The sequence below is a fragment of the Streptomyces sp. NPDC096193 genome (genome assembly GCF_040302905.1).
Taxonomy (GTDB): Bacteria; Actinomycetota; Actinomycetes; order Streptomycetales; family Streptomycetaceae; genus Streptomyces.
This window is the reverse complement of the sequence record NZ_JBEOSJ010000011.1, coordinates 17,026-43,891: the sequence shown is the minus strand read 5'-3', so window position 1 is coordinate 43,891 and position 26,866 is coordinate 17,026. Positions and strand designations below refer to the sequence as shown.

General features: G+C 70.6%; 24 protein-coding genes. 12 read left to right on the top strand and 12 right to left on the bottom strand.

The features are described 5' to 3' along the window. The first annotated feature begins 33 nt into the window (after window positions 1-33). From ABTX78_RS17875 to ABTX78_RS17865, 3 genes are all read left to right on the top strand, one after another. Window positions 34-1,677, top strand: a complete 1,644-nt coding sequence (locus tag ABTX78_RS17875; protein ID WP_352207731.1) for an ABC transporter permease — start codon at window positions 34-36, stop codon at window positions 1,675-1,677. Then, window positions 1,677-2,699, top strand: coding sequence for an ABC transporter ATP-binding protein (locus ABTX78_RS17870; RefSeq protein ID WP_352207730.1), 1,023 nt, complete (start codon window positions 1,677-1,679; stop codon window positions 2,697-2,699). The genes ABTX78_RS17875 and ABTX78_RS17870 overlap by 1 nt, the downstream gene beginning before the upstream one ends. Before the next feature lie 190 nt (window positions 2,700-2,889). After that, entirely contained in the window at window positions 2,890-4,359 is a 1,470-nt protein-coding gene (locus ABTX78_RS17865) for a serine hydrolase domain-containing protein (RefSeq protein WP_352207729.1), read from the top strand. 14 nt (window positions 4,360-4,373) lie between these two features. On the opposite strand, the gene ABTX78_RS17860 is transcribed toward ABTX78_RS17865, so the two are convergent. The 6 genes from ABTX78_RS17860 to ABTX78_RS17835 form a co-directional block, all read right to left on the bottom strand. Beyond that, complete coding sequence (locus tag ABTX78_RS17860; RefSeq protein ID WP_352207728.1) at window positions 4,374-5,330, bottom strand: DMT family protein; 957 nt, start codon at window positions 5,328-5,330, stop codon at window positions 4,374-4,376. 154 nt (window positions 5,331-5,484) lie between these two features. Next, on the bottom strand, window positions 5,485-6,621 hold the full coding sequence (locus ABTX78_RS17855) for an LOG family protein (RefSeq protein ID WP_352207727.1): 1,137 nt from the start codon (window positions 6,619-6,621) through the stop codon (window positions 5,485-5,487). Between the two features lie 80 nt (window positions 6,622-6,701). Continuing rightward, window positions 6,702-7,856 (bottom strand): hypothetical protein, encoded by a 1,155-nt coding sequence (locus ABTX78_RS17850; protein ID WP_352207726.1) that lies wholly within the window; start codon window positions 7,854-7,856, stop codon window positions 6,702-6,704. Next, window positions 7,838-8,563 (bottom strand): ABC transporter ATP-binding protein, encoded by a 726-nt coding sequence (locus ABTX78_RS17845; RefSeq protein WP_352207725.1) that lies wholly within the window; start codon window positions 8,561-8,563, stop codon window positions 7,838-7,840. Before ABTX78_RS17845 ends, ABTX78_RS17850 begins: the two co-directional genes overlap by 19 nt. Window positions 8,564-8,744: 181 nt before the next feature. Continuing rightward, window positions 8,745-10,133 carry an aspartate aminotransferase family protein gene (locus ABTX78_RS17840; protein ID WP_352207724.1) on the bottom strand — a complete coding sequence of 463 codons (1,389 nt, stop codon included), beginning with the start codon at window positions 10,131-10,133 and terminating at the stop codon, window positions 8,745-8,747. Further along, window positions 10,118-10,624, bottom strand: a complete 507-nt coding sequence (locus ABTX78_RS17835) for an Lrp/AsnC family transcriptional regulator (RefSeq protein WP_352207723.1) — start codon at window positions 10,622-10,624, stop codon at window positions 10,118-10,120. The genes ABTX78_RS17840 and ABTX78_RS17835 overlap by 16 nt, the downstream gene beginning before the upstream one ends. A gap of 165 nt (window positions 10,625-10,789) precedes the next feature. Here ABTX78_RS17835 and ABTX78_RS17830 point away from each other — a divergent pair, with 165 nt between their 5' ends. Then, window positions 10,790-12,229 (top strand): gamma-aminobutyraldehyde dehydrogenase, encoded by a 1,440-nt coding sequence (locus ABTX78_RS17830; protein WP_352207869.1) that lies wholly within the window; start codon window positions 10,790-10,792, stop codon window positions 12,227-12,229. A gap of 69 nt (window positions 12,230-12,298) precedes the next feature. Here the strand turns inward: ABTX78_RS17830 and ABTX78_RS17825 are convergent, their stop codons facing one another. Next, window positions 12,299-12,853, bottom strand: coding sequence for a TetR/AcrR family transcriptional regulator (locus ABTX78_RS17825; protein WP_352207722.1), 555 nt, complete (start codon window positions 12,851-12,853; stop codon window positions 12,299-12,301). Then, a complete protein-coding gene (locus ABTX78_RS17820) occupies window positions 12,850-13,212 on the bottom strand; it encodes a DUF1304 domain-containing protein (RefSeq protein ID WP_352207721.1) in 363 nt (120 codons plus the stop codon). The genes ABTX78_RS17825 and ABTX78_RS17820 overlap by 4 nt, the downstream gene beginning before the upstream one ends. 178 nt (window positions 13,213-13,390) lie before the next feature. Between ABTX78_RS17820 and ABTX78_RS17815 the strand changes: the two genes are divergently transcribed. After that, on the top strand, window positions 13,391-14,563 hold the full coding sequence (locus ABTX78_RS17815) for an ABC transporter substrate-binding protein (protein WP_352207868.1): 1,173 nt from the start codon (window positions 13,391-13,393) through the stop codon (window positions 14,561-14,563). Between the two features lie 131 nt (window positions 14,564-14,694). On the opposite strand, the gene ABTX78_RS17810 is transcribed toward ABTX78_RS17815, so the two are convergent. The 3 genes from ABTX78_RS17810 to ABTX78_RS17800 are packed head-to-tail and all read right to left on the bottom strand — an operon-like array spanning window position 14,695 to window position 17,278. Beyond that, complete coding sequence (locus ABTX78_RS17810; protein WP_352207720.1) at window positions 14,695-15,483, bottom strand: SAM-dependent methyltransferase; 789 nt, start codon at window positions 15,481-15,483, stop codon at window positions 14,695-14,697. A gap of 44 nt (window positions 15,484-15,527) precedes the next feature. Continuing rightward, window positions 15,528-16,268, bottom strand: coding sequence for a glycerophosphodiester phosphodiesterase (locus tag ABTX78_RS17805; RefSeq protein ID WP_352207719.1), 741 nt, complete (start codon window positions 16,266-16,268; stop codon window positions 15,528-15,530). Next, on the bottom strand, window positions 16,253-17,278 hold the full coding sequence (locus tag ABTX78_RS17800; RefSeq protein WP_352207718.1) for an adenosine deaminase: 1,026 nt from the start codon (window positions 17,276-17,278) through the stop codon (window positions 16,253-16,255). The genes ABTX78_RS17805 and ABTX78_RS17800 overlap by 16 nt, the downstream gene beginning before the upstream one ends. A 111-nt stretch (window positions 17,279-17,389) precedes the next feature. On the opposite strand from ABTX78_RS17800, the gene ABTX78_RS17795 reads away from it, so the two are divergent. Next, entirely contained in the window at window positions 17,390-18,091 is a 702-nt protein-coding gene (locus tag ABTX78_RS17795) for a DUF4190 domain-containing protein (protein ID WP_352207717.1), read from the top strand. A gap of 796 nt (window positions 18,092-18,887) precedes the next feature. Here the strand turns inward: ABTX78_RS17795 and ybiA are convergent. Next, window positions 18,888-19,448, bottom strand: coding sequence for a riboflavin biosynthesis intermediates N-glycosidase (gene ybiA, locus ABTX78_RS17790; protein ID WP_352207716.1), 561 nt, complete (start codon window positions 19,446-19,448; stop codon window positions 18,888-18,890). Window positions 19,449-19,623: 175 nt separating this feature from the next. Between ybiA and ABTX78_RS17785 the strand changes: the two genes are divergently transcribed. Genes ABTX78_RS17785 through ABTX78_RS17760 form a run of 6 tightly spaced genes read left to right on the top strand, consistent with a single transcriptional unit; the run spans window position 19,624 to window position 26,794 of the window. Next, window positions 19,624-21,138: a gamma-aminobutyraldehyde dehydrogenase gene (locus ABTX78_RS17785; protein ID WP_352207715.1), complete on the top strand. Its 1,515-nt coding sequence runs from the start codon at window positions 19,624-19,626 to the stop codon at window positions 21,136-21,138. 46 nt (window positions 21,139-21,184) lie between these two features. Then, window positions 21,185-22,429, top strand: a complete 1,245-nt coding sequence (locus tag ABTX78_RS17780) for a polyamine ABC transporter substrate-binding protein (protein ID WP_352207714.1) — start codon at window positions 21,185-21,187, stop codon at window positions 22,427-22,429. A gap of 38 nt (window positions 22,430-22,467) precedes the next feature. Further along, window positions 22,468-23,619 (top strand): ABC transporter ATP-binding protein, encoded by a 1,152-nt coding sequence (locus ABTX78_RS17775; RefSeq protein ID WP_352207713.1) that lies wholly within the window; start codon window positions 22,468-22,470, stop codon window positions 23,617-23,619. Then, window positions 23,616-24,542: an ABC transporter permease gene (locus ABTX78_RS17770; protein ID WP_313943797.1), complete on the top strand. Its 927-nt coding sequence runs from the start codon at window positions 23,616-23,618 to the stop codon at window positions 24,540-24,542. Before ABTX78_RS17775 ends, ABTX78_RS17770 begins: the two co-directional genes overlap by 4 nt. Next, on the top strand, window positions 24,542-25,339 hold the full coding sequence (locus ABTX78_RS17765; protein ID WP_352207712.1) for an ABC transporter permease: 798 nt from the start codon (window positions 24,542-24,544) through the stop codon (window positions 25,337-25,339). The genes ABTX78_RS17770 and ABTX78_RS17765 overlap by 1 nt, the downstream gene beginning before the upstream one ends. A 42-nt stretch (window positions 25,340-25,381) precedes the next feature. Continuing rightward, window positions 25,382-26,794 (top strand): NAD(P)/FAD-dependent oxidoreductase, encoded by a 1,413-nt coding sequence (locus ABTX78_RS17760; protein ID WP_352207711.1) that lies wholly within the window; start codon window positions 25,382-25,384, stop codon window positions 26,792-26,794. The last annotated feature ends 72 nt before the right edge of the window (window positions 26,795-26,866 follow it).

Genomic DNA, 26,866 nt, shown 5'->3' with positions numbered 1-26,866 from the left:
GCGCTGCGCGGGAGCGCGACACGGCTCGGTCTGATGGCCGTGCCTGTCGCGTTCTTCGCGCTCTTCTTCGCCTACCCCGTAGTCGCCATCGTCGGACGCGGCCTGGAGATCGACGGAGTCTGGCAGTTCGGACGGATCGGCGAGGTGCTCGGTCGCGCCGACATGCAGCGCGTGCTCTGGTTCACCACCTGGCAGGCGCTGGCGTCGACCGCGCTCACGCTGCTGATCGCGCTGCCCGGCGCGTATGTCTTCGCGCGGTTCGACTTCCCCGGCAAGGGGGCGCTGCGAGCGGCGGTCACGGTGCCGTTCGTGCTGCCGACCGTCGTCGTCGGCACCGCGTTCCTGGCGCTGCTCGGCCGCGGCGGACTGCTGGACGAGCTGTGGGGCATCCGGCTGGACACCACCGTGTGGGCCATCCTCCTCGCGCACGTCTTCTTCAACTACGCCGTCGTCGTACGCACGGTGGGCGGGCTGTGGGCGCAGCTCGACCCGCGGCAGGAGGAGGCCGCGCGGGTACTGGGCGCCGGACGCTTCGCCGCCTGGCGGCGCGTCACCCTGCCGGCGCTCGCTCCCGCCCTGGCGGCGGCGGCCCTGATGGTCTTCCTCTTCACCTTCACCTCCTTCGGTGTCGTCCAGATCCTCGGCGGGCCCTCGTACTCCACCCTGGAGGTGGAGATCTACCGGCAGACCGCGCAGCTGCTGGACCTGCCGACGGCGGCCGTGCTGACGCTCGTCCAGTTCGCCGCGGTCGGCGTCGTCCTCACCGTGCACGCGTGGACGGTGAGGCGCCGGGAGGCCGCGCTGCGGCTCGTGGACCCGGCACGGACCGCGCACCGCCCGCGCGGCGCGGGCCAGTGGGCCCTGCTCGGCGGGGTGCTGGCCACCATCGTGCTGCTCCTGCTGGTCCCGCTCGGCGTCCTCGTCGAGCGTTCCCTCGACGGGCCCGGAGGCTACGGCTTCGACTACTACCGGGCGCTCGGCTCCCTCGACGCGTCCGGCGGCACCTTCCTCGTGCCGCCCGTCGAAGCCGTGTGGAACTCCCTGGAGTACGCGCTCGTCGCGACCGTCATCGCCGTGACCGTCGGCGGCCTCGCCGCGGCCGCGCTCACCCGAAGGGCGGGCCGGCTGGTCCGCGGCTTCGACGCCCTGCTGATGCTGCCTCTCGGCGTCTCGGCCGTGACCGTCGGTTTCGGCTTCCTGATCACGCTCGACGAACCGCCGCTGGACCTGCGGGCGTCGTGGATCCTGGTCCCGCTCGCGCAGGCCCTGGTCGGCGTCCCCTTCGTCGTACGGATCATGCTGCCCGTCCTGCGGGCGGTGGACGGACGACTGCGCGAGGCCGCCGCCGTGCTCGGCGCGTCCCCCCTGCGGGTGTGGCGCGAGGTCGATCTGCCGCTGGTGCGCCGGGCGTTGCTGATCGCCGCGGGCTTCGCCTTCGCCGTGTCCCTCGGCGAGTTCGGCGCGACCGTCTTCATCGCGCGGCCGGACCATCCGACGCTGCCGGTGGCCGTGGCCCGTCTCCTCGGGCGGCCGGGCGAGTTCAACTACGGTCAGGCGATGGCCCTGAGCACGCTGTTGATGGTGGTGTGCGCGACCGCGCTGCTGCTGCTGGAGAGGATGCGCCCCCGGACGTCGTCCCGGGGTGCGCCCATCGACCGATCCGCCGGGGAGTTCTGATGGCCTTGCTGCGACTCGAGGACGTGACCGTACGGTTCGGGACCCATGTGGCGCTCGACGCCGTGGACCTGGAGGTCACCGAGCACGAGATCGTGTGCGTGCTGGGCCCCAGCGGCAGCGGCAAGTCCACGCTGCTGCGGATCGTCGCCGGGCTGCAGAGCGCGGACTCGGGACGGGTACTGCTCTCCGGCGCGGACCAGGCGGGAGTGCCGGTGCACCGGCGCGGGGTCGGCCTGATGTTCCAGGACCACCAGCTCTTCCCGCAGCGCGACGTCGGCGGCAATGTCACCTTCGGGCTGCGGATGCACGGTGTCGCGCGCGCCGAACAGGAGCGCCGCGTTGCGCAGTTGCTGGAGATGGTCGGACTGCCCGGTGCGCAGCGCCGCGCCGTCGCCTCGCTCTCGGGCGGTGAGCAGCAGCGGGTCGCACTCGCCCGGGCCCTCGCCCCCGAGCCCCGACTGCTGATGCTCGACGAACCGCTCGGCCAGCTGGACCGCGGTCTGCGCGAGCGCCTGGTCCTCGAACTCCGTGGCCTGTTCGGCCGCTTGGGCACCACCGTGCTCGCCGTCACCCACGACCAGGGAGAGGCCTTCGCGCTCGCCGACCGGGTCGTCGTCATGCGGGAGGGCCGGATCGCGCAGGCGGGCACACCGCTGGAGGTCTGGCAGAAACCGGCTGACGAGTTCGTGGCCCGCTTCCTCGGCTTCGACAACGTGGTGGGCGCGACCGTCAGCGGCACCGCCGCGGACACACCGTGGGGGAAGATCCCGGTCCCCGACGGGTCGCGTCAGGGCGAGGCCCGGTTGCTGGTACGGCCCACGGGGGTGCGGCTCACGGACGCCGGCGACGGGATGCGCTGCACGGTCGCGAGCCGTTCCTTCCGCGGAAACCACGTCGCCCTGCGGCTTCGGCCGGCCGACGGCCCGCCGCTGGAGGCCGAGTGCGCACCGGCCGACGCGCCGCACGAGGGTGCCGAGGTGAGTGTGGTCTTCAGCGCCGACGACGTGGTGGTGCTGGGCTGACCCCATGACGGCGGTCGCCCGCGGCAGGACGGCGAGCCGTGGCGTATGGGGCATGATCGACCGGCCCTCTGCGGTGATCACCCCCGATGCCCGACCTCTCGGATATGTCGAGAACGCCTAAAATGACCATGTAGCCTCCCGGGCGCGGGGTCTGGGACCGCCGAGCGCACGCACGAGGGGTGTGACGCCGATGAGGACCACCCGAGCCTTCTGGCGCAGGCCCCACGGCGCCGACGCCCCGAATCCCGGCACCGACGCCCCGAACCCCGGCACCGCCCCGAACCCCGGCACCGCCCCGAACCCCGGCACCGCCCCGAACCCCGGCACCGACGTCCCGGACCCCCCGCGCCCCGCGCGAGCCGGCTCCGGGGCGTCACGTACCGTCCGGCGCACTGCCCTGGTGGGCGCGTGCGCGGCCGTGCTGGTCGCGGGCGGTGTCCTGCCCTCGGGGACGGGTTTCACGGCGGTCGCCGACACGTCGGCCGTCTCCGCGGCGGCGAGCGCCCGGGCCCCCAGCCCGTCGGCCCTGAGGACCATCGATCCGGCCGCCCTCCGGTCCGCCGTGGACAGTGCGGCGAAGAAGCTCATGATTCCCGGCACCGTGGTCCTGCTCCGCACCCCGCAGGGAACGTTCAGTGCGACCACCGGCACCACCGAGTCGGGCACGTCCGACAGGCCCACGACGAACGACCACTTCCGGATCGCCTCCAACACCAAGACCCTGACCTCGGCGCTGATCAACCTCCTTGCCCAGGACGGCAGACTCCGGATGACCGACCCGGTGTCCGACTACGTCGCCGATGTGCCCGACGGCGGGAACATCACCATCGCCGAACTGCTGAAGATGCGCAGCGGCCTCTACAACTACACGAGCGCGCCCGAACTCGCGGCATCCCTGGACGCCGAACCCCAAAAGGCCCGCACACCGCAGCAGATGCTCGACATCGCGTTCCGCCGCCCGCCCAACTTCGCGCCCAACGCGTCCTACGAGTACAGCAACACCAACTACGCGCTGCTGGGCCTCGTCGCGGAGAAGGCCGGCGGCCGCCCGCTGTCCGAGCAGTTCCGAACCCGGCTGCTCGCACCGCTCGGACTGGCGGAAACCTCGCTGCCCGGCACCAGCGACGTGTCCCTCCCGGCCCCCTACTCGCACGGCTACATGTACGGCGGAACGAAATACGCCCTGGTCGACAAGCCCTACCCCGCCGATCTGCGGGCCGCGGCCAGGTCCGGGAAGCTCGCGCCGGTGGACTACACCCACCAGAACCCCTCCTACGCCACCGCCGCGGGCGGCGCCATCTCCACCGCGGAGGACATGGCCACCTGGATCCGGTCCCTGGTGACGGGCAAGGTCCTCGCCCCCGCGGCCCAGAAGCAGTGGCTGAACAGCCTGCAGGCGGAGGACCCGGCCGCGCCGGACGGGCAGAAGTACGGCTACGGCATCTCCTACCAGCACTTCGGTCCACGGGCGGCGATGTACTACCACGGCGGCGAACTGCCCGGCTTCAACTCCTTCATCGGCCACGACCCGGAGAACGACGTCACGCTGGTCCTGTGGGCGAACCTGACGCTGTCGCCCGACGGAAAGACCACGGCCAACGCCCTGCTGCCCTCCGTCCTCAACCAGATCTACGCCGGCCTCTCCCTGCCCACCGTGTAGGGGTCAGGGCTGATTCACCGCGCCGACCCGCTGTGGGCCAGCAGGTCCGGTCCCGCCGCCGCTTCCGGGTCCTCGGGCAGCTGCTCCGACTCCTGCCCGGTTGTCCCGTGGGCCTCGGGAGCGCCGTACCAGGCCACCGCCACCGCACCGGCCACCGCCAGCAGGAACCCTGTCATCGCCACCCAGGCGAAGCCGGGCCGGGAGGTGTCGCCCAGCCACAGGACGCCGATCATGCCGGGCAGCACGGTCTCGCCGACCACGAGTGCCGCCGTCGCGCCGTTCACCGAGCCGATCTGCAGGGCGACCGTGTGCAGATACATGCCGCCGATGCCGGCGACGAGGATCGCGTAGAGCGCGGGGTCCGTGAGCAGCGCGCCCGGGTCGAAGGGGTCGATGCCGTTCAGGATGCGCACCCCGACCCCGAGGGCGCCGAAGCCGAGGCCCGACAGCAGACCCGCGAGGATCGCGGCGCGCGCTCCGAGGAGCCGTACGGCCACGGTGCCACCGGCCATCAGCAGCAGCGAGATCGCCAGCAGCCACCAGTGCGTGGCGATGGGGGTGTGACCGCTGCCTTCCGGGCCCGCCGCCGTGGCGAGCAGCACCAGGGCCGAGCAGACGACGGCGATCGACGTCCACTCGGCGCGGTTCAGCCGGATGCCGAGCAGCTTCACACTCAGCACGGCCGTGACCACCAGGTTGGCGCTGATGACGGTCTGCGAGAGGAACAGCGGAAGCATCCGCGCGGCGAGGGCGCCGAGCCCGAAGCCCACGAAGTCCAGGATGGTGCCGACGATGAACTCCCAGGTCATCGCGGCTTTCGCGGTGGACGACAGATTGGGGCCGCCATGCTGCGTGACACCGGCCGCGGCCGCCTCGCGCCGTGCGGACCTGCGGGAACCGACGGCTTGCAGCACCGACCCCGTGCCGTAACAGATCGAGGCCGCGACAGCGGTCAGAAGGCCGATCAGCACCAAGGGCTCCATTCACGTGGGTCGGTTCAGCTCCGGCTGGACTGCCAGACGTGAATTCGGCGGTTGGCGTTGCTTTCCGGTGTCTTGTGCTGCGAGGCCCCGGGGCCTTGACGGTCCTCGGGGGCCGCACGGAACGCGGGGAAGTGTGCGCGGACTACGGGAGGCCGCCGCCCAGCAGTGCCAGTGCGGCCGGTGCCTCCTCGACGGATTCGACGAGGGCGATACGGGACTCCATCGATCGGCCCGCCGCGAGGGCCTGGAGCAGCGGCCAGGCCGGCAGCTTCTCCGTCCAGTGCGCCTTGTTCACGAGGACCATCGGGGTCGGTTCGCCGCGGGACTCGTAGTAGTTGGGCGTCGCGCTGTCGAATATCTCCTGGAGCGTGCCCGCGGCGCCCGGCAGGAAGATCACGCCCGCGTTGGACCGTGCCAGGAGGCCGTCCTCACGGGTGGCGTTGGCGAAGTACTTGGCGATGTGACCGGCGAAGGCGTTGGGCGGCTCGTGACCGTAGAACCAGGTCGGGATGCCGACGGAGTCCCCACCGCCCGGCCAGCGGTCCCGGATGTCGAGTGCGGCGGCGGCCCAGTCCGAGACCGACGGCACGAACGAGGGTGTCTTGGAGAGGAGTTCAAGTGCCTCGGTCAGCATCTCGTCCGGGTGCGGTGCGGCGTACGCACCGAGGTTCGCCGCCTCCATCGCGCCCGGACCGCCGCCGGTGGCGACCGTGAACCCGGAGCGGGTGAGCGCCCGGCCGAGCCGCGCGGCGCCCTCGTACGCGGAGGTGCCCCGGGCCATCGCGTGACCGCCCATCACCCCTACCACGCGGGCGCTGACGAGGTGTTCGTCCAGGGCGTCGGAGATCGCGTCGTCGTGGACCGCGCGGAGCATCGAGGCGAAGATGTCGCCGTCGGCCTTGGTCTGCTGGAACCAGGCGTACGCGCGGGCGTCGGGGGTGGCCTCGTATCCGCCCCGGGCGAGGTCCGCGAAGAGTTCGTCCGCGGTGTAGAGCAGCCCGCGGTACGGGTCGAAGGGGAGATGGGGCACGGGCGGGAAGACGAGCGCGCCCTCCGCGCGGACCTTGGCGGCCGCGTCGGGCTGCATCGGGCAGCCGAGGAACACGGCGCCGGTGCAGTCGAGGGAGAGGAGCGGGAACGTGCGATCCGTCAGATCCACGGACTGGACGCGGTAGCCGGCGAGGGAGCCGTGGCCGACGATGTCGTCGAACTCCTCGATGGTCTCGATCTCGCGGTCGTTGCTGTGCCCGCTGCAGTCGGGCCCTGATCCGTGCGCCATGCCGCCACGATAGGGGGTGGGCCGGGACGACGGCCCCACCCCCTGTACGGCCGCCGGCGAACCCCGGCGGCCAGGCGGGCTCAGCCCGAGAGCGGAATCGCCGCCAGCGTGGCCACGATCCAGGTCAGGGGACCGAAGACCACCAGCAGGGCCGCCAGGCGCAGTCCCGCCGCCGCCCGGAGCATGGCCGCGGGGGTGCCGAGCTTGCGCAGGTTCGCGGTGGTGATCGCGCGGGCGTGGCGGGACTCGGCCACCGAGGTCAGCAGGGTCGCCGTCGTGCACGCGATGACCAGCGCGGCGCCCAGGCCGGTGAGCGGTCCGAAGGGGCGCGGGCCCGTGTCGTACAGCGTCGAGGCCGTGATCACCGCCGACGCGACCGCGGACACCACCCCCAGCGGACGGCCGATGCCGCGGGCCTCGTCCATCAGCGTCCGTCCGGCGAGCAGCCGGATCGCGCCGGGCCGCAGCATCTGCAGGAGACGGCCGCAGAAGTGGGTGATCGCCGGTCCCGCGAGGGCCAGGCCGAGGGCGGTGAGCGTCCAGCCGGCGAGGACACCGACGGGGTTCGACTCGAAGGAACCGGCGAGCGGGAAGGACGAACCGGGGCTGGTCCGGGCCGTGTACGTCTCGATGGCCAGTCCCGCCGTGGTCAGCGCACAGCCCCAGGGCAGACCCCCGGGCGGGCCCTTGGGCTCCTCGACGGGCTCCGGGTCGAGGCCCGACGGCGTCCGCCGCGGACGCAGGGTCAGAGCCGTCGCGGCCGTCGCGCTCAGCGGCGCGATCGCCAGCAGCATCAGCATGGCCGCCAGGGGCAGCGGCCGGTCGGCGGCCAGCAGCTCGGAGGCGGCACCGTCGAACGGCAGCCCGGTCAGATCGCCCCGCAGATGCAGGAAGAACAGCAGCGCGACCATGCTGCCGAGGGCGCCGGACATGGCCGTGGAGACGGCGGCGAGCGCCGCCAGCCGGCCGGGTCCGAGACCGATCGCGGACAGGCCGGGCCGCGGCCGGGTGCTCGGATCCGCGCGGGCCACGGCCACGGCGAAGTGCACGGTCGCGGCGAGCGGGATCACACACCAGGTGAGGCGGGCGACGGACGCGGCGGAGCCGGGGTGGGCGAGCGCGTACGACAGCGTGCACAGCAGCAGGAAACCCACCCCCGCCGAGGCCGCGGCCACCAGCAGCCGGCGCAGTAGGGCCAGGGGGTGGGAGCCGCGGGCTAGACGGAGAGCGAGCACTCGGCCCGGCCTTCCGCCTCGGCCGTGAGGGAGTTGACGCGACGGCCGTCCAGGAGCGAGATCGAACGGTCCGCGAGCGCCGCCACCTCCGTGTCGTGCGTCGCGAGCACCACCGTGATCCGGTGCGAGCGCGCCGCCGCCGTGATCGTACGGAGCACCTGGGCCCGCTCGGCCCGGTGCAGCGTGGCCGTCGGCTCGTCCGCGAACAGCACGGACGGCTCGCTCACGAGTGCCCGGGCGGTGGCGATCCGCTGCCGTTGTGCCTGGTCGAGGGCGCGCGGGCGCTTCCGGGCGCACGCGCCGATGTCGAGGCGCTCCAGCCACTCGGTCGCGGCCTTCTTGGCCTTGCGGTGGGAGGTGCCGCGCAGCAGGAGCGGCAGTGCGGCGTTCTCCCACGCCGTGAGCTCGGGCACGAGGGTGGGCTCCGGGTCGATCCAGCCGAACCGCTCACGGCGCAGCCGCTCCCGCTGAAGCGGGGCCAGTGTGTGCACGGGGGAGCTGTTGAACCACACCTCGCCCTCGTGCGGGACGAGTTGGCCCGACAGACACTGCAGCAGTGTCGTCTTCCCGCTGCCGCGCGGGCCGCTCACGGCGAGGATCTCGCCGTCCCGCACACCCAGCGAGACACCTGCCAGCGCGGGGGAGCCGCTGTGCGAATGGTGCAGGGAGCGTGCCCAGATCACATCGTTGTCCGGCGGGGCCACCATGGTGTCACCTCGGTTCTGATCAGATTTGTCCTCCCCCGTACGGGGGAACGACGGCAGGGCCGATCGGTCACTCGCACGCTAGGTAGTCGGATGCGGGGTCCTGGGAAACACACGGCCCGGGCGCCCCCATCTCACTCGGATGGGCGCACCCGGGCCGTGTCGGCGCCGGAAGGCGGGAGGACTAGAGCTTCGTCCAGGCCTCCGTGAGGACGGTCCGCAGGATGCCCTCGATCTCGTCGAAGGTCTCCTGGTTGGAGATCAGCGGCGGCGCCAGCTGGACGACCGGGTCGCCCCGGTCGTCGGCGCGGCAGTACAGGCCGTTGTCGTAGAGCGCCTTCGAGAGGAAGCCGTAGAGCACGCGCTCGGTCTCCTCGTCGGTGAAGGTCTCCTTGGTGGCCTTGTCCTTCACCAGCTCGATGCCGTAGAAGAAGCCGTTGCCGCGGACGTCGCCGACGATCGGCAGGTCGTGCAGCTTCTTCAGGGTGTCGAAGAAGGCGCCCTCGTTGTCCAAGACGTGCTGGTTGAGGCCTTCCTTCTCGAAGATGTCGAGGTTGGCCAGGCCCACCGCGGCGGAGACCGGGTGGCCGCCGAAGGTGTAGCCGTGCAGGAAGGTGTTGTCGCCCTGGTAGAACGGCTCGGCGAGGCGGTCGGAGATGATGCACGCGCCGATCGGGGAGTAGCCCGAGGTCATGCCCTTGGCGCAGGTGATCATGTCCGGTACGTAGCCGAACTTGTCGCACGCGAACATCGTGCCGAGGCGGCCGAAGGCACAGATGACCTCGTCGGACACGAGCAGCACGTCGTACTGGTCGCAGATCTCACGGACCCGCTGGAAGTACCCGGGCGGCGGCGGGAAGCAGCCGCCGGCGTTCTGCACCGGCTCCAGGAAGACGGCGGCGACCGTCTCGGGGCCCTCGAAGAGGATCTGCTGCTCGATCTGGTCGGCGGCCCAGCGGCCGAAGGCCTCGGGGTCGTCGCCGTGGATCGGGGCGCGGTAGATGTTGGTGTTCGGCACCTTGTGCGCGCCGGGGACCAGCGGCTCGAAGGGGGCCTTCAGCGCCGGCAGACCGGTGATGGAGAGCGCGCCCTGCGGGGTGCCGTGGTAGGCGACCGCGCGCGAGATGACCTTGTACTTGGTGGGCTTGCCCTGCAGCTTGAAGTACTGCTTGGCCAGCTTCCACGCGGTCTCCACGGCCTCGCCGCCACCGGTGGTGAAGAAGACCTTGTTCAGGTCGCCCGGAGCGTGCTGGGCCAGGCGCTCGGCGAGCTCGACGGCCTTCGGGTGGGCGTAGGACCACACCGGGAAGAAGGCGAGCTCCTGAGCCTGCTTGTAGGCGGTCTCGGCGAGCTCGTGACGGCCGTGGCCGGCGTTGACGACGAACAGGCCCGACAGGCCGTCGAGGTAGCGCTTGCCCTTGTCGTCGTAGATGTAGGTGCCCTCACCGCGCACGATGGTGGGCACGGGTGCGTTCTCGTACGACGACATACGTGTGAAGTGCATCCACAGGTGGTCGTACGCGGACTTTGAGAGGTCGCTGCGGTCCTGGCTCACGGCTATCGGGTTCCCCACATGTAGGTCTGCTTCTTGAGCTTGAGGTAGACGAAGCTCTCGGTGGAGCGCACGCCGGGGAGCGCGCGAATCCGTTTGTTGATCACTTCGAGAAGGTGGTCGTCGTCCTCGCAGACGATCTCCACCATCAGGTCGAACGAGCCCGCGGTCATCACCACGTACTCGCACTCGGCCATGGCTGTCAGCGCCTCGGCAATGTCGTCGAGGTCGCCCTCGACGCGGATACCGACCATCGCCTGGCGTCGCAGACCCACGGTGAGCGGGTCGGTGACGGCGACGATCTGCATCACGCCCTGGTCGAGCAGCTTCTGGACGCGCTGGCGCACGGCCGCTTCGGACAGGCCCACGGCCTTGCCGATCGCGGCGTACGGACGGCGCCCGTCCTCCTGGAGCTGCTCGATGATCGCGAGGGAGACGGCGTCGATCGTCGGGGACGATCCGTTCGTCTTCCTGGATTCTGCGCTTCGACTGGCCACGAGGTCACTGTGCACCGGGACTCGTCTGTCTTGCAAGCCCTGAGCGATGATATTCGTTGTTCGAGGGATCGGATATAACCGAATCCGAAGATGGGGAGGGTCGGGGCTGTTGAAAGCGTCGGCCGTGCGATTAGGGTGGGTTGTCTCACCCATCGGAATCTGACAGGAGGGGTGGCAACAGTGACCACCGAGCTGCGTCGTCTGCGCAACTACATCAACGGGGAGTTCCGGGACGCCGCCGACGGGCGGACGATCGATGTCATCAACCCCGTCACCGGCGAGGTGTACGCCACGTCGCCGCTCTCCGGGCAGCCGGATGTGGACGCCGCGATGGACGCTGCCGCGGCGGCCTTCCCGGCCTGGCGCGATGCCACGCCCGCCGAGCGCCAGAAGCTGCTTCTGAAGATCGCGGACGCGTTCGAGGAGCGGGCCGAGGACCTCATCGCCGCCGAGTCGGAGAACACGGGCAAGCCGCTGGAGCTGACCCGTACCGAAGAGATCCCGCCGATGGTGGACCAGATCCGCTTCTTCGCGGGCGCCGCTCGCATGCTGGAGGGCCGCTCGGCCGGCGAGTACATGGAGGGCCTCACCTCCATCGTCCGCCGCGAGCCGGTCGGCGTCTGCGCGCAGGTCGCGCCGTGGAACTACCCCATGATGATGGCGGTGTGGAAGTTCGCTCCGGCGCTCGCGGCGGGCAACACCGTCGTGCTGAAGCCGTCGGACACCACCCCCGCCTCCACGGTGCTGATCGCCGAGATCATCGGCTCGATCGTGCCCAAGGGCGTCTTCAACGTCATCTGCGGCGACCGTGACACCGGCCGCACGATGGTCGAGCACCCGACGCCGGCGATGGCGTCGATCACCGGTTCCGTACGCGCGGGCATCCAGGTCGCGGCCTCCGCGGCCAAGGACGTCAAGCGGGTCCACCTGGAGCTGGGCGGCAAGGCGCCGGTCGTCGTCTTCGAGGACACCGACATCGCCAAGGCCGTCGAGGACATCTCGGTGGCGGGCTACTTCAACGCCGGCCAGGACTGCACGGCCGCGACCCGCGTGCTCGTGCAGGAGTCGATCCACGACGAGTTCGTGGCGGCGCTGGCGAAGGCGGCGTCGGAGACGAAGACGGGCGCTCCGGACGACGAGGACGTGCTCTACGGCCCGCTGAACAACGCCAACCAGCTCGCCCAGGTCACCGGCTTCATCGACCGGCTGCCGGCGCACGCGAAGGTGGAGGCGGGCGGCCACCGGGTCGGTGACAAGGGCTACTTCTACGCTCCCACCGTCGTCTCCGGCCTGAAGCAGGACGACGAGATCATCCAGAACGAGGTCTTCGGGCCCGTGATCACCGTGCAGTCCTTCACGGACGAGGCACAGGCCCTGGAGTGGGCGAACGGCGTCGAGTTCGCGCTGGCCTCGTCGGTGTGGACGAAGGACCACGGCCGCGCGATGCGGATGTCGAAGTCGCTGGACTTCGGCTGCGTGTGGATCAACACCCACATCCCGCTCGTGGCGGAGATGCCGCACGGCGGCTTCAAGAAGTCGGGCTACGGCAAGGACCTGTCGGCGTACGGGTTCGACGACTACACCCGCGTCAAGCACGTGATGACGTCGCTGGACGTCTGACGGTCGTCATTCACCGGCCTCGACAGCCCCCGCGCCCGGACGGGCGCGGGGGCTGTCGTCTGCCCGGAGTCACGCCAGCGGGGTCCCGTGGAGCGCGATGAGCAGCCGCCAGGCCTGGCCGGCCATCTCCGCGGGGTCCGCCTCGATCGCGCCGTGCAGCCAGTCGGCGAGCAGGCCGGCGAAGGTGGCCGCCACGGCCGTGGCGATCAGATCCGGACGGGGAGCGCCGACCAGTTCCCGTTCGCGGCGGCTGCGGGCGCGCAGCTCCGTGTGGAGCAGATCGCCGAGCGGGCCGCTGCCGCCCTCGCGCAGGAGCGGGCGGTAGAGATGCGCGCGGGCGGACAGGCCGGTGAAGAAGTCCGTCAGCGGCGGGGGTGGGGCCGCCGGGTCGGGGACGCCGCGCCAGGCGTGCAGTGCCTCCACCGCCTCGCGCACGACCTCGGCGCAGGCGTCGACCGCCAGTGCCTCCAGGTCCGCGTAGTGCAGATAGAACGTGGCGCGGCCGAGCCCGGCCCTGCGGACCACCGCGGCCACGCTGACCTCGTCGAGAGCACGGCCCGCGCCCTCCTCCAGCAGCGCGGCCCGCAGCCTGGCCCGGGTGCGTTCCGTCCTGGGGTCGGTCATCCGGCCACCAGGACCGCAGTCAGGGCGAGCGCTCCCGGCAGCGCCTGCGCGAGGAGGATGCGGCGGTTCGCGGTGAAGCCGCCGTACAGGCCCGCGACCACCACGCACGCGGTGAAGAAGACCTGCACCCGGTAGCCGGTCGGGTCCGAGGCGATCAGGCCCCAGACGAGGCCCGCCGCGAGAAAGCCGTTGTAGAGGCCCTGGTTGGCGGCGAGCGGGGCGGTGGCGCGGGCCATCTCGGCGTCGAAGCCGGAGAGTTGGCGGCCGGGTCTGCGCTCCCAGAGGAACATCTCCAGCACCAGGATGTAGAGGTGCAGCGCGGCCACCAGGCCGACCAGGACGTGGGCCGTTGCGTTCATGACCGGCTCGTTTCTGTTGCGTGGACGGATTTCATGGACAAGTGTCCATGAACTATTGACGCCTGTCCATGATCGACAGGGTGTCCCCTCCTGCTCCCAGGGGTCGACGCACCGTCCATTGCCGCCCGCACGCGCCGCCCGCCATCCTGCGGACGTGCCCGCGATCCGGATGAACCCCATGTCACGGCGGACCCTGCTGCGCGCCATAGGCGCGGGCTCCGCTCTCGCCGGCCCCGCCGTGCTCGCCGGGTGCGGGGTGCCCGCGGCCTACGTCGAGCCCGGCGACCGTGCGGCCCGCGACGACTCGGGCCACGACCGCACTCTCGACTTCGCCAACTGGCCCCTCTACATCGACACCGACGACGAGAACACCTCCGAGCGGCCCACCCTCGACGCCTTCACCGAACGCACCGGGATCTCCGTCACCTACACCGAGGAGATCAACGACAACGACGAGTTCTTCGGGAAGATCAGCCCAGCCCTGATGAACCATCAGGAGACCGGCCGCGATCTGATCGTCGTCAGCGACTGGATGGCCGCGCGCTTCGTACGCCTCGGCTGGGTGCAGGAGATGGACCGGACGAAGCAGCCCAACGTCACCCGCTACCTGGACCCGCAGCTGCGCTCACCCGCATTCGACAAGGGACGGCTGCACAGCGTCCCCTGGCAGTCGGGAATCACCGGCATCGCCTACAACCGCAGGAAGCTCGGCCGCGAACTGCGGCGTACGAGCGACCTGTGGGCGGACGATCTGCGCGGCCGGGTCACGCTGCTGTCCGGGCTCGACGAGTCCTTCGCCCTGCTGATGCAGGCCGACGGCGTCGACATCACGCGGTGGACCGCGGACGACTTCCACGCCGTGTGCGACCGGCTGGAGAAGCTGGTGCGGCGCGGTCACATCAGGCGGTTCACGGGCAACGACTACATCAAGGACCTCGACACCGGTGACGTTGTCGCCTGCCAGGCGTACTCCGGCGATGTCATCCAGCTCCAGGCGGACAACCCCGACATCGAGTTCGTCGTGCCCGAGGAGGGCGGCGAGCTGTGGGCGGAGAGCCTGATGATCCCCAACCTCGCCCGCCACAAGCGCAATGCGGAGGCACTGGTCGACCACTACTACCGGCCGGAGGTCGCCGCCGAACTCGCGAGCTGGGTCAACTACGTCTGCCCGGTGCCGGCCGCGCGTGACGTACTGGCCTCGTCCAAGGACGAGGAGACGGCCGCGCTGGCGGAGGACCCACTGATCTTTCCGGACGACGTGATGCGCAGACGGCTCGCGATCGCCCGGGACATCGCCTCGGAGGAGCGCGCCGACTTCGCCCGGCGATGGAACTCCCTCGTCGGGTTGTAGCGGGCTCCTCCTGAGCGGGTGCGACGAGTCTCCGGGTGGGCCGAGTCTCCGGGTAGGCCGAGTTGTCGGGCGCACCCGAGGGGACCATGGGCGTCAAGCGGGCGCCGGTCAGCGGGGGTTCGCCGTCGCGGTCAGGGTTTGCGGGCGACCGCGCCGAACTGCGCCACCTGCGGGAACATGCTCTCCCGCGCTACGTCGTGCCGCCAGCGGGAGCACGAGACGATGCCGGGCTCCAGCACCTCCAGGCCGTCCAGGAACGAGGCGAACTCCGTGCCGCTGCGCGCCGTGATCGGGGGAGTGGCGTTCTCGTTCCAGAAGCGCATCGCTTCCTCGTTGCCCTCCCCGCCCAGTTCGAGGGTGGGATGGGTGAGGACCAGATAGCTGCCCGAGGGCACGGCGTCCATCAGCGTGCGCACGATGGTGCGGGCCTCGGCGGTGTCCATCACGAAGTTCAGGATGCCGAGCATCATCACGGCCACCGGCTTGCGCAGGTCCAGCGTCGGCTCGACGGCCCGCACGATCCCCGCCGGGTCGTGGGCGTCCGCGTCCAGATACTCCGTCGTACCGCCGGGTGAGCTGGTGAGCAGGGCGCGGGCGTGCGCCAGGACGATCGGGTCGTTGTCGACGTAGACGATCCGCGCGTCGGAGGCGATGCGCTGGGCGACCTCATGGGTGTTGTCGACAGTCGGCAGCCCGGTGCCGATGTCCAGGAACTGCCGTACGCCCGCCTCACCGGCGAGGAACTCCACCGCGCGGCCCAGGAACGCCCGGTCGGCACGGGCCACTTCGCCGATGCTGGGGTACAGGCCGGTGACGTGGTCACCCACCGCGCGGTCGACCGGGTAGTTGTCCTTGCCGCCCAGCCAGTGGTTCCAGACCCTGGCGTTGTGCGCTACGTCGGCACGGATCCTGTCGGTCACTTCTGCTCCTCCGCCGGGTGAGTGGGTCCATCATGCCGGAACGATCAAGAAGGCGGACCGGCGAGGGAGTTGTCCCGGAGGACGGATGCCAGCGCGTCCACCCGGTTGGTGGTGACGGAGTCCACGCCGGACCGGATCAGCCGGCGCATGGTGCGCCGGGTGTCGGCCGTCCAGGCGGAGACCAGCATGCCGTCCTTGTGCACACGGTCCACGAGCTCCCGACCGACCAGCCCGAAGCGGTAGTTGAGGAACCGCGGACGTACGGCGTCGATGAGGACCGGCCGCGGCGGCGCCAGCGAGGTCCACGTCAGGGCTGTCTCGGCCGCCGGGTCCTCGTTCCGTACCGCGAGCATGGTGGCGGGGCCCGCGCAGTAGTACACGCGCTCGGCCGCGCCGCAGTCGCGGACCAGGCCGACCACAGCCCGTACCGATTCCTCGGTGGCGCCGGGCAGGTCGATCAGCAGACGGTGCGCGCCGACGTCGAGCAGCGCGTCCCGCAGGGGCGGCACACCGCCTCGCGTGAGCTCCTCGACCTGGGCACGGGTCAGCCCCGACAGCGGGCGGTCGTGCCCCCACAGCCGCTTCAGCGTCGCGTCGTGCAGCAGCACCGGCACACCGTCGCGCGTCAGTCGTACGTCGACCTCGACCGCGTCCGCGCCCCGTTCGACGGCCGAGCGGAGCGAGGGCAGGGTGTTCTCCCGCACGCGGTAGGGATCGCCGCGATGGCCGACGACACTGACGGTGCGCACGAGACCGTTCTCCACGGGGCTCAACGCGCGAGCCATGCCGTGGTGTACGCGTCGATCTCCTCGGCGATGCGCGCCTTGCCCGCCGGGTCGAGGAACGAAGCCTCCACGGCGTTCTTCGCGAGCGCGGCGAGACCGCGCTCGTCGAGGCCGAGCAGCCGGCCGGCCACCCCGTACTCGTTGTTGAGGTCGGTGCCGAACATCGGCGGGTCGTCGCTGTTGACGGTCACCAGGACGCCGGCCGCGACCATCTCCTTGATGGGGTGGTCGTCGAGAACGGTGACGGCCCGGGTCGCGATGTTGGACGTCGGGCAGACCTCCAACGCGATCCGCCGCTCGGCGAGATGGGCGAGCAGCGCCGGGTCCTGGACGGAGCTGGTGCCGTGCCCGATCCGCTCGGCCCGCAGATCGTTCAGCGCGTCCCAGACGGTCTGCGGTCCGGTCGTCTCACCGGCGTGCGGCACGGAGTGCAGTCCGGCGGCCAGAGCGCGGTCGAAGTACGGCTTGAACTGCGGGCGCGGCACACCGATCTCCGGTCCGCCCAGACCGAAGGCCACCAGGCCCTCGGGGTGCAGCTCCACCGCGAGCCGGGTCGTCTCCTCCGCCGCCTCCAGGCCCGCCTCACCGGGAATGTCGAAGCACCAGCGCAGCACCACGCCCAGCTCGGCCTCGGCGGCCGTGCGGGCGTCCTCGATCGCGGCCATGAAGGCCTTCTCGTCGATACCGCGACGGGTCGAGCTGAACGGCGTGACGGTCAACTCGGCGTAGCGGATGTTCTGGCGGGCCATGTCGCGGGCGATCTCGAAGGTGAGCAGCCGGACGTCCTCGGGGGTGCGGATGAGATCCACGACCGAGAGATAGACCTCGATGAAGTGGGCGAAGTCCGTGAAGGTGAAGTAGTCGGCGATCGCCTCGGGGTCGGTCGGCACCTTGGAGTCCGGGTGCCGGGCGGCGAGTTCGGCGACGATGCGCGGCGAGGCCGATCCGACGTGGTGAACATGCAGTTCGGCTTTGGGGAGCCCGGCGATGAAGGGATGCAGATCGGTCATCGGGGTCCTCCGTGTGCTGTACGGCCGCTGGTGTCAGGGATCATCGTAGGCGGCCGTTCCGCGACAGGGGGCAGGCCGTAGCATGAGCGCGAACCACGATGGGGGAGAACCATGGCAGAGAACCAGGCCCAGCCGCCGGGCGGACCCGAGCCCCGTGACCGCGACCCGTGGGCTCCCCCGGCGAGCAGCGCGCCGCAGGACAAGGTTCCGCTGCACAAGCCCGTCACCCCGGCACCGCCGGTCCCGCCGGTGCACGACCAGATGACGGTCACCTCGATGCCCGGCGTCGGGGACACCGGCTCGGTGCCGCCGCCCCCGATAGCCCCGGGCGGACCCGCCCGGCCCGCTCCCGGCCCGTACGGCTACCCCGCGGCCCCTCCGGTGACCGGGCCCGGCGCCGGTGATCCGTTCGGCCACGCCGGATACCCGGGGTATCAGACCTACGGTCAGCCCGGCTGGCAGGCCGCCCCGGCGAACGGCATGGGCACCACGGCGATGGTGCTCGGCATCCTGTCCGTCTGCCTGTTCTGCCTCTACGGCGTCGTCGCCATCGTCCTCGGCGTCCTGGCCCTGATCTTCGGCATCCTGGGCCGCAAGCGGGTCCAGCGCGGTGAGGCCACCAACGGCGGGATGGCGCTCTCCGGGATCATCCTCGGCTCCGTCGGCATCGTCATCGGCCTGGTGGTCGTCGGCCTGCTGGCCTGGGGCATCACCGAGGCGATCAACGACGAGCGGAACAGGAACGACGACTTCGGCAACACGCTGGTGATCGACAGCGCCGCGCCGCCGGCCGTGCTCTCGGCCGCGCGCTGACCGGACCACACCTACCCGGAGCGGTTCGCGCCCGCAGGTGTCCCCGACCGGTTCACACCGGGGGCAGTCCCCGGTGCCGGGGCCCGCACCGCAGCCCGGCTGCCGGGCGCGCCTGGCGCCTGGCGCCTGGCGAGCCTGTTCCCCGCGCCGTGCCTCGGCCGCCGGCTTCTGGGCCGGTCGAGCCGGTCGCGTCCTCAGGTGCCCTGGCCGGTTCATGTCCGGCAGGCTCCTGACGAGAAGTCCGTTGCGCGAGGAAGACCGCTTTCCGGGTCCGGGTATCGGCCGTGTGTCCTTGCCGGTCGCGTCCGCAGGCTCCCGTGCCCACTCACGTCGGACAGACGCAACCTGGCTCGCCTCACGCCCCGCGGCTTTCGGAGCCCCCCGCTGGGAAGTCCGGCCTCCAAAGAACCCTGCCCCCCCCGGGGCCGACTCGCGGGGGCAGACTCCCGGCCGGGTCCCCCCACCCGCAGCCCCGACCCCCCGGCCGGCGGAAGGTCCGGCGTCCGGGCGGCGTGCTCCTCCGGCCCGGCTCGCCTCCGCCGGCTCCTGGTCCGGGTCGCATCCATAGGTGCCCCGCCCGGCTCATGTCGAGAGGCCCCGTGACCGCGTCCCGTGCCCATAGCCCCGGCCGCCGCTGGGAGGCCTGGCTCCAGGGGCCCTGCTCCTCGGGCCGTGACCGCGTCCGCCGGCTCCTGGTCCGGGTCGCGCCCGCAGGTGTCCCCGACCGGATTCACGCCCGGCAGGGCCCGGGCCGCGTCCCGCACACGCAGCCTCGACCCGCTCCGAGGCGCGGCCCCTAGGCGCCCTGCGCCCCCGCGGCCCTGAGCTCCTCGCGCGCCTCCATCAGCGCGAACCCCAGCAGGTTCTGCCCGCGCCAGCGCGTGGGGTCCTGTGCCCGCTCGTCGTCCGCGGCCAGACCGATACCCCAGATCCGGTCCAGCGGGCTGGCTTCGACGAGCACCCGGTCTCCCGTGGTCAGCAGAAAATCCCGCAGCGCCGCATGCTGCGCGAACTTGTGCACGCTGCCCGAGCGGACGATCGCGAACCGCTCCCGCTTCCAGAGCGTGTCGTCGAAACCCCGCACCTCTCGTCCGGCCCGCTTCGCCGCTCCGGGATTCGGCGCTTCGAGCGCCTTTCGCTCCGCCTCCGCGTCACCGAACAGCCGCGCCTTGTGGGCCATCATCCAGTGCTCGGCCGTCGCATACCGCACCCCCTCCACCTCGAAGGGCGCCTCCCACCACTGGCTGAGACAGCTCGGACCGACGCTGCCGTCCTTGCGCGGTGCGTGCCCCCAGAAGTGCAGATACTTGACCTGTCGACCGCTGCTGACCTGCCCGATCAGCTCATCCATCCCCATGCACGCGAGTCTCGCATCCACCACTGACACTCCGTACGGGGATGAGGGCCGCAACGCGACACATGGTCGACCGAATCCGTCGCGTAATCAAAAGGCAACTACGGAATCACTTGTTGGGTAACAGGTGCTCTGCCAGGATCGGCACTCAAATCGAGCTGGGACAACGGAGAGCGTCATGGGCAACCGCTTCCAGGTGCAGGACCGCTTCGCGGACGGCGCGCAGTACATCGGCGGCCGGCTGCGGCCCGGCACCTCAGGACGTACACAGGACATCGTGGACCCCGCGACGGGTGAGACGGTCCACAGCTATGAGCTCGCCGGGGCCGCCGACGTCGACGCGGCCGTCGCCGCCGCGCGCGAGGCGTTCCCCGCATGGTCGGGTGCCACGCCCGGTGAGCGTTCGGACGCTCTCCACCGGTTCGCGGCCGTGCTCGCCGAGCAGTCCGAGGACCTGGCCGGCGCGGAGTCCCTCCAGTGCGGGAAGCCGATCAAGCTCAGCACCGAGTTCGACGTGCCGGGCACCGTCGACAACACCGCTTTCTTCGCCGGGGCCGCCCGCCACCTCCAGGGTCAGTCGGCCGGTGAGTACAGCGGCGACCACACCTCCTACGTACGCCGGGAGGCCATCGGCGTCGTCGGCTCCATCGCGCCCTGGAACTATCCGCTCCAGATGGCCGCCTGGAAGATCCTGCCGGCGATCGCCGCCGGCAACACCATCGTGCTCAAGCCCGCCGAGATCACCCCACTGACCTCGCTGATGTTCGCGGCGGCGGCGACCGAGGCGGGCATCCCCGACGGTGTCGTCAACGTCGTCAGCGGCGCGGGCCGGGACGCGGGCGAGCACCTGGTCGGGCACCCGGACGTCGCCATGACGTCCTTCACCGGCTCCACCGCCGTCGGTAAGCGCGTCGCCGAGATCGCCACCTCCACCGTGAAGCGGCTCCACCTCGAACTCGGCGGCAAGGCCCCCTTCCTGGTCTTCGACGACGCCGACCTGGAGTCGGCGGTGCACGGCGCGGTCGCCGGCTCGCTCATCAACACCGGCCAGGACTGCACCGCCGCCACCCGCGCCTACGTACAGCGCCCGCTCTACGACGCGTTCGTCAGCGGAGTCGCCGATCTGATGGCCACCGTGCGGCTGGGCGACCCCTTCGACCCCGCGACCGACCTCGGCCCGCTCGTCTCCCACCTCCAGCGCGACCGCGTCGCCGCCTTCGTGGACCGGGCGCGCGGCTACGCCACCGTCGTGACGGGCGGCGAAGCCCCGCAGGGGATACTCAAGAGCGGTGCCTACTACCGGCCCACTCTGGTCGCCGGCGCCGCCCAGGACAGCGAGATCGTGCAGGCCGAGATCTTCGGCCCGGTCCTCGTCGTCCTCCCCTTCGACTCGGACGACGAAGGCATCGCGCTGGCCAACGACACCCCGTACGGCCTCGCCGCCTCCGCCTGGACCCGGGACGTCTACCGCGCCGGCCGGGCCACCCGTGAGATCAAGGCGGGCTGCGTGTGGGTCAACGACCACATCCCGATCATCAGCGAGATGCCCCACGGCGGCTACAAGGCCTCCGGTTTCGGAAAGGACATGTCCGTCTACTCCTTCGAGGAGTACACGCAGGTCAAGCACGTGATGTTCGACAACACCGCGGTCGTCCGCAAGGACTGGCACCGCACCGTGTTCGGGGACCGATAGCCAGCACCGTCCGACCAGCGGCACCCATCCCGAAAGGGCACTGTTCATGGACCACAACGAGCCCGACGGCCTGTCCGCGGCCCAACTGGCCGCGGTGCGGCGCAGTCTGACCAATGGCCGGGGAGCCCTCACCCGCCGTTCGATGCTGCGCGCCACCGGCGTCGGAGCCCTCACCGTCGGCGGCATCGGCACGCTGAGCTCCTGCGGAATCCCGCCCGCCAAGCGCGAGGGCGAAGCCGCCTCCGACGACCACTCCGCGCAGGAGAAGCAGATCACCTTCTCCAACTGGACGGAGTACATGGATGTCAGTGAGGACGAGAAGAGCCGTCCCACACTGACCGAGTTCACCCGGCGCACCGGGATCAAGGTCAAGTACACCGAGGACATCAACGACAACGTCGAGTTCTTCGGCAAGATCCAGCCGCAGCTCGCCGCCGGCCAGGACACCGGCCGCGACCTGATATGCGTCACCGACTGGCTGGCCTCGCGGATGATCCGCCTCGGCTGGGTGCAGAGGCTCGACCCGGCGCTGCTGCCCCACGCGTTCGCGAATCTCTCCGCCCAGTTCCGCAGCCCCGACTGGGACCCGGGGCGCTCGTTCTCCTATCCCTGGACGGGCATCTCGACGGTCATCGCCTACAACACCAAGGCGACCGGCGGGAAGAAGGTGGACTCCGTCACCCAGCTGCTCGACGACCCCACCCTCAAGGGGCGCGTCGGCTTCCTCACGGAGATGCGCGACACCGTCGGCATGACACTGCTGGACATCGGCAAGGACCCGGCGAAGTTCACCGACGCCGACTACGACGCGGCCATCGGCCGGCTCCAGAAGGGCGTCGACAAGAAGCAGATCCGCCGCTTCACCGGCAACGACTACACCTCGGACCTGGACAAGGGCGACCTCGCGGCCTGTCTGGCCTGGGCCGGTGACGTCATCCAGCTTCAGGCCGACAACCCCGCGATCCAGTACGCGATCCCGGCCCCCGGCTACATCACCTCCAGCGACAACCTGCTGGTCCCGGCGCAGGCCAGGCACCAGCGCAACGCCACCCGGCTCATCGACTACTACTACGAACTCCCGGTGGCGGCCCAGCTCGCCGCGTACATCAACTACGTCTGCCCGGTGGAGGGTGTCGGCGCCGAACTGGCGAAGATCGACCCCGAGCTGGCGTCGAACACCCTGATCCTCCCGGACAAGGCCATGGCCGCCAAGTCCCACGCCTTCCGCTCCCTCACCAGCGCAGAAGAGAAGGCCTACGAAGAGAAGTTCGCCAAGCTCATCGGCGCCTGACCTCCTCCGCTCCACCGACACCACCGGGATCGCGACCCATGACTGAAAAGACTGCGGGCGGCGAAGTCCGCCTCTCCGGGATCGGCAAGACCTACGGCTCCTTCACCGCGGTGCACCCGCTGGACCTGACCGTCCCGCAGGGCTCGTTCTTCGCCCTGCTCGGAGCGTCCGGCTGCGGCAAGACCACCACCCTGCGGATGATCGCCGGTCTGGAGGACCCGACCACCGGATCCGTCTTCCTCGGCGACAGAGACGTCACCGGCCTGCCGCCGCACAAACGCCCCGTCAACACCGTCTTCCAGAGCTATGCGCTCTTCCCGCACCTCGACATCTACGAGAACGTCGCCTTCGGCCTGCGCCGCCGCGGCATCAAGTCGGTGAAGAAGCAGGTGGGCGACATGCTCGACCTCGTGCAGCTCGGCGACTTCGCCCAGCGCAAGCCGCACCAGCTCTCCGGAGGACAGCAGCAGCGCGTCGCCGTGGCCCGCGCGCTCATCAACCACCCCCAGGTCCTTCTGCTCGACGAGCCGCTCGGCGCCCTCGACCTCAAGCTGCGCCGCCAGATGCAGCTGGAGCTCAAGCGCATCCAGACCGAGGTCGGCATCACCTTCGTCCATGTCACCCACGACCAGGAGGAGGCCATGACCATGGCCGACACCGTCGCGGTGATGAACGGAGGACGCGTCGAGCAACTGGGCGCGCCCGCCGAGCTCTACGAGAACCCGCAGACCACCTTCGTCGCCAACTTCCTCGGCACCTCCAACCTCATCGAGGCCGAGGTGGCGTCGAACACCGGCGGGGAGGTCGTCGTCACCGCCGCCGACGCCAAGCTGCGGCTGCCCGCGCAGCGCTGCGCGACAGCGCCCACCACCGGCGGAAAGCTGCTGGTCGGTGTGCGGCCGGAGAAGATATCGCTGGCGCACGCGGACGACGCGGGCAGCATCGCGGACGGCCGCAACCGCTTCACCGGCACGATCGCCGACTCCAGCTTCATCGGTGTCTCCACGCAGTACGTCATCGACAGCCCGGTCTGCCCGGAGCTGGAGGTGTACGCGCAGAACATCGAGCGGGACCCCCGACTGGTGCCCGGCGCGCGGGTCGTCCTGCACTGGAACCCCGAGCACACCTTCGGCCTCGACGCCGGCCAGGACATCGACGCCGGTGTGGAGACGGTGGAGGCGACGCCGTGACCGTCACCGCGGCGCCGCCCGCGCCACCCGCCCCCGAACCGGTCGTCCACAAGCCGTCGGTGCGCCGCAAGCTGGTGCCGTACTGGCTCCTGCTGCCCGGCATGCTGTGGCTGCTGGTCTTCTTCGCGCTGCCGCTGGTGTACCAGGCGTCGACCTCGGTGCAGACCGGCTCACTGGAGGAGGGCTTCCAGGTCACCTGGCACTTCCAGACGTACTGGGACGCGCTCACCGAGTACTGGCCGCAGTTCCTGCGCTCGGTGCTGTACGCGGGCACGGCCACCGCGCTGTGTCTGCTGTTCGGCTACCCGCTGGCGTATCTGATCGCGTTCAAGGCCGGCCGCTGGCGCAATCTGCTGCTGGTCCTGGTCATCGCGCCGTTCTTCACCAGCTTCCTGATCCGCACGCTCGCCTGGAAGACGATCCTCGCGGACAGCGGGCCCGTGGTGGAGACGCTCAACTCCATCGGTTTCCTCGACGTCACCAACTGGCTCGGGATGACCGACGGCAGCCGGGTGCTCGCCACACCGCTGGCGGTGGTCACCGGTCTGACGTACAACTTCCTGCCGTTCATGATCCTGCCGCTCTACACCTCGCTGGAGCGGATCGACCCGCGGCTCCACGAGGCGGCGGGGGACCTGTACGCGAAGCCGTCCACCACGTTCCGCAAGGTGACCTTCCCGCTGTCCATGCCGGGTGTGGTCTCCGGGACGCTGCTGACCTTCATCCCGGCGAGCGGCGACTACGTGAACGCCGAACTCCTCGGCTCCACCGACACCCGAATGGTCGGAAACGTCATCCAGTCGCAGTTCCTGAGGGTGCTCGACTATCCGACCGCGGCCGCGTTGTCGTTCATTCTCATGGCAGTCGTGCTGATCGTGGTCACGGTCTACATCCGGCGGGCCGGGACGGAGGATCTGGTCTGATGCGTTGGATACGGCGCAACCTCGTGGTGATCGCGGGCCTGCTCACGCTCGCGTATCTGATCCTGCCGAACATCGTCGTGATGGTGTTCTCGTTCAACAAGCCGGCCGGACGTTTCAACTACTCCTGGCGTGAGTTCTCCACCGACGCGTGGCGGGACCCGTGCGGCGTCGCCGACATGTGCGGCTCGCTGTCCCTGTCTCTCCAGATCGCCCTGTGGGCGACGATCGGCGCCACCGTGCTCGGCTCGATGATCGCCTTCGCGCTGGTCCGCTACCGCTTCCGGGCGCGTGGCGCGATCAACTCGCTGATCTTCCTGCCGATGGCGATGCCCGAGGTCGTCATGGCCGCCTCGCTGCTCACGCTCTTCCTCAACCTGGGGGCAGAGCTGGGCTTCTGGACCATCCTCATCGCGCACACCATGTTCTGCCTCAGTTTCGTGGTCGTGGCGGTCAAGGCGCGCGTGCTGTCGATGGACCCCCGTCTCGAGGAAGCCGCCCGCGACCTGTACGCGGGACCCGTGCAGACGTTCCTGCGGGTCACGCTGCCGATCGCGGCACCCGGCATCGCCGCCGGCGCGATGCTCGCCTTCGCTCTCTCGTTCGACGACTTCATCATCACCAACTTCAACTCGGGCAACACCGTCACCTTCCCCATGTTCGTGTGGGGCTCCGCCCAGCGCGGCACGCCCGTCCAAATCAACGTCATCGGCACGGCCATGTTCGTCATCGCCGTACTGATCGTCGTGGCCGGCCAGCTGATCAGCGGCCGGAGAAAGAACGGTGCCGCGGCCGAGTAGGCCCGTGGCACGGCCCACAAGGTCCTCGAAGGAGTGGAAACCATGGCCCCAGATGCCATGACCTTTGCCTCATCCCTTTCCGACGCCCAGCCCGTCGCCTTCTGGCTGGACGACCCCGCCAAACCCGCCGCCCTGCCCGCGCTCACCGGCGACGAGCACTGCGACCTCCTCGTCGTCGGCGGCGGCTACAGCGGACTGTGGACCGCGCTGCTCGCCAAGGAGCGCGACCCCGGCCGGGACGTCGTACTGATCGAGGGGCACGAGGTGGGCTGGGCCGCCTCGGGCCGCAACGGCGGCTTCTGCGCCGCCTCGCTCACCCACGGCCTCGGCAACGGTCTCGCCCGCTGGCCCGGCGAGCTCGCACGACTGGAGGAACTCGGCGACCGCAACCTCGACGCCATCGAGGAGGCGGTCGCACGCCACGGCATCGACTGCGACTTCGAGCGCACCGGTGAGATCGACGTCGCCACCGAGCCGTACCAGGTCGCCGAACTGGCGGAGATGCACGAGGAGGCGCAGCGGCACGGCTTCGACGGCCTCGAACTCCTTGACGCCGACGCGGTGCGCGCCGAGGTGAACTCCCCGACCTTCCTCGGCGGGCTGTGGGACCGCCGCGGTGTCGCCATGCTGAACCCGGCGAAGCTCGCCTGGGGCCTCAAGGACGCCTGCCGCGGCCTCGGGGTCCGCATCTACGAGAACACCCGTGGCCTGGAACTCGCCGCGTCCGGCGCGGGGATGGCCGTCCGCACCCCCTACGGACGGGTCTTCGCCCGCCGGGTCGCGCTCGGCACCAACGTCTTCCCCTCGCTGGTGAAACGGGTGCGCCCGTACACCGTCCCGGTGTACGACTACGCCCTGATGACCGAGCCGCTCAGCGAGCAGCAGCGCGCCGAGATCGGCTGGGAGGGCCGGCAGGGCCTCGGCGACGTCGCCAACCAGTTCCACTACTTCCGGATCACCGCCGACCACCGCATCCTGTGGGGCGGTTACGACGCGATCTATCCGTACGGCGGCAAGGTCAGCGCGGAGCTGGACCACCGTCCCGAGACCTATCTGAAGCTCGCCGGCCATTTCTTCCGCTGCTTCCCGCAGCTGGAGGGGCTGCGCTTCAGCCATGCGTGGGGCGGGGCGATCGACACCTGTTCGCGTTTCTCCGCGTTCTTCGGCACGGCGCACGGCGGTAAGGTCGCCTACGCCGCCGGCTACACCGGCCTCGGGGTCGGCGCCACGCGCTTCGGCGCCGATGTGATGCTCGACCTGCTGTCGGGGGAGCGCACCGAACGCACAGAGCTGGAGATGGTGCGCAGCAAGCCGATGCCCTTCCCGCCCGAGCCCGTCGCCTGGGCCGGTATCGGGCTCACCAAGTGGGCGCTGGCCAGGGCGGACGCACAGGGCGGGCGGCGCAACGCATGGCTGCGGGCCATGGACCGGATGGGTCTCGGCTTCGACAGCTGACCCGGCGTGACCCAGATCACTGTCAACTGGTAGCCCCAACTCGCGTCATGCGACGGCCCCGGGCCGCTCTCC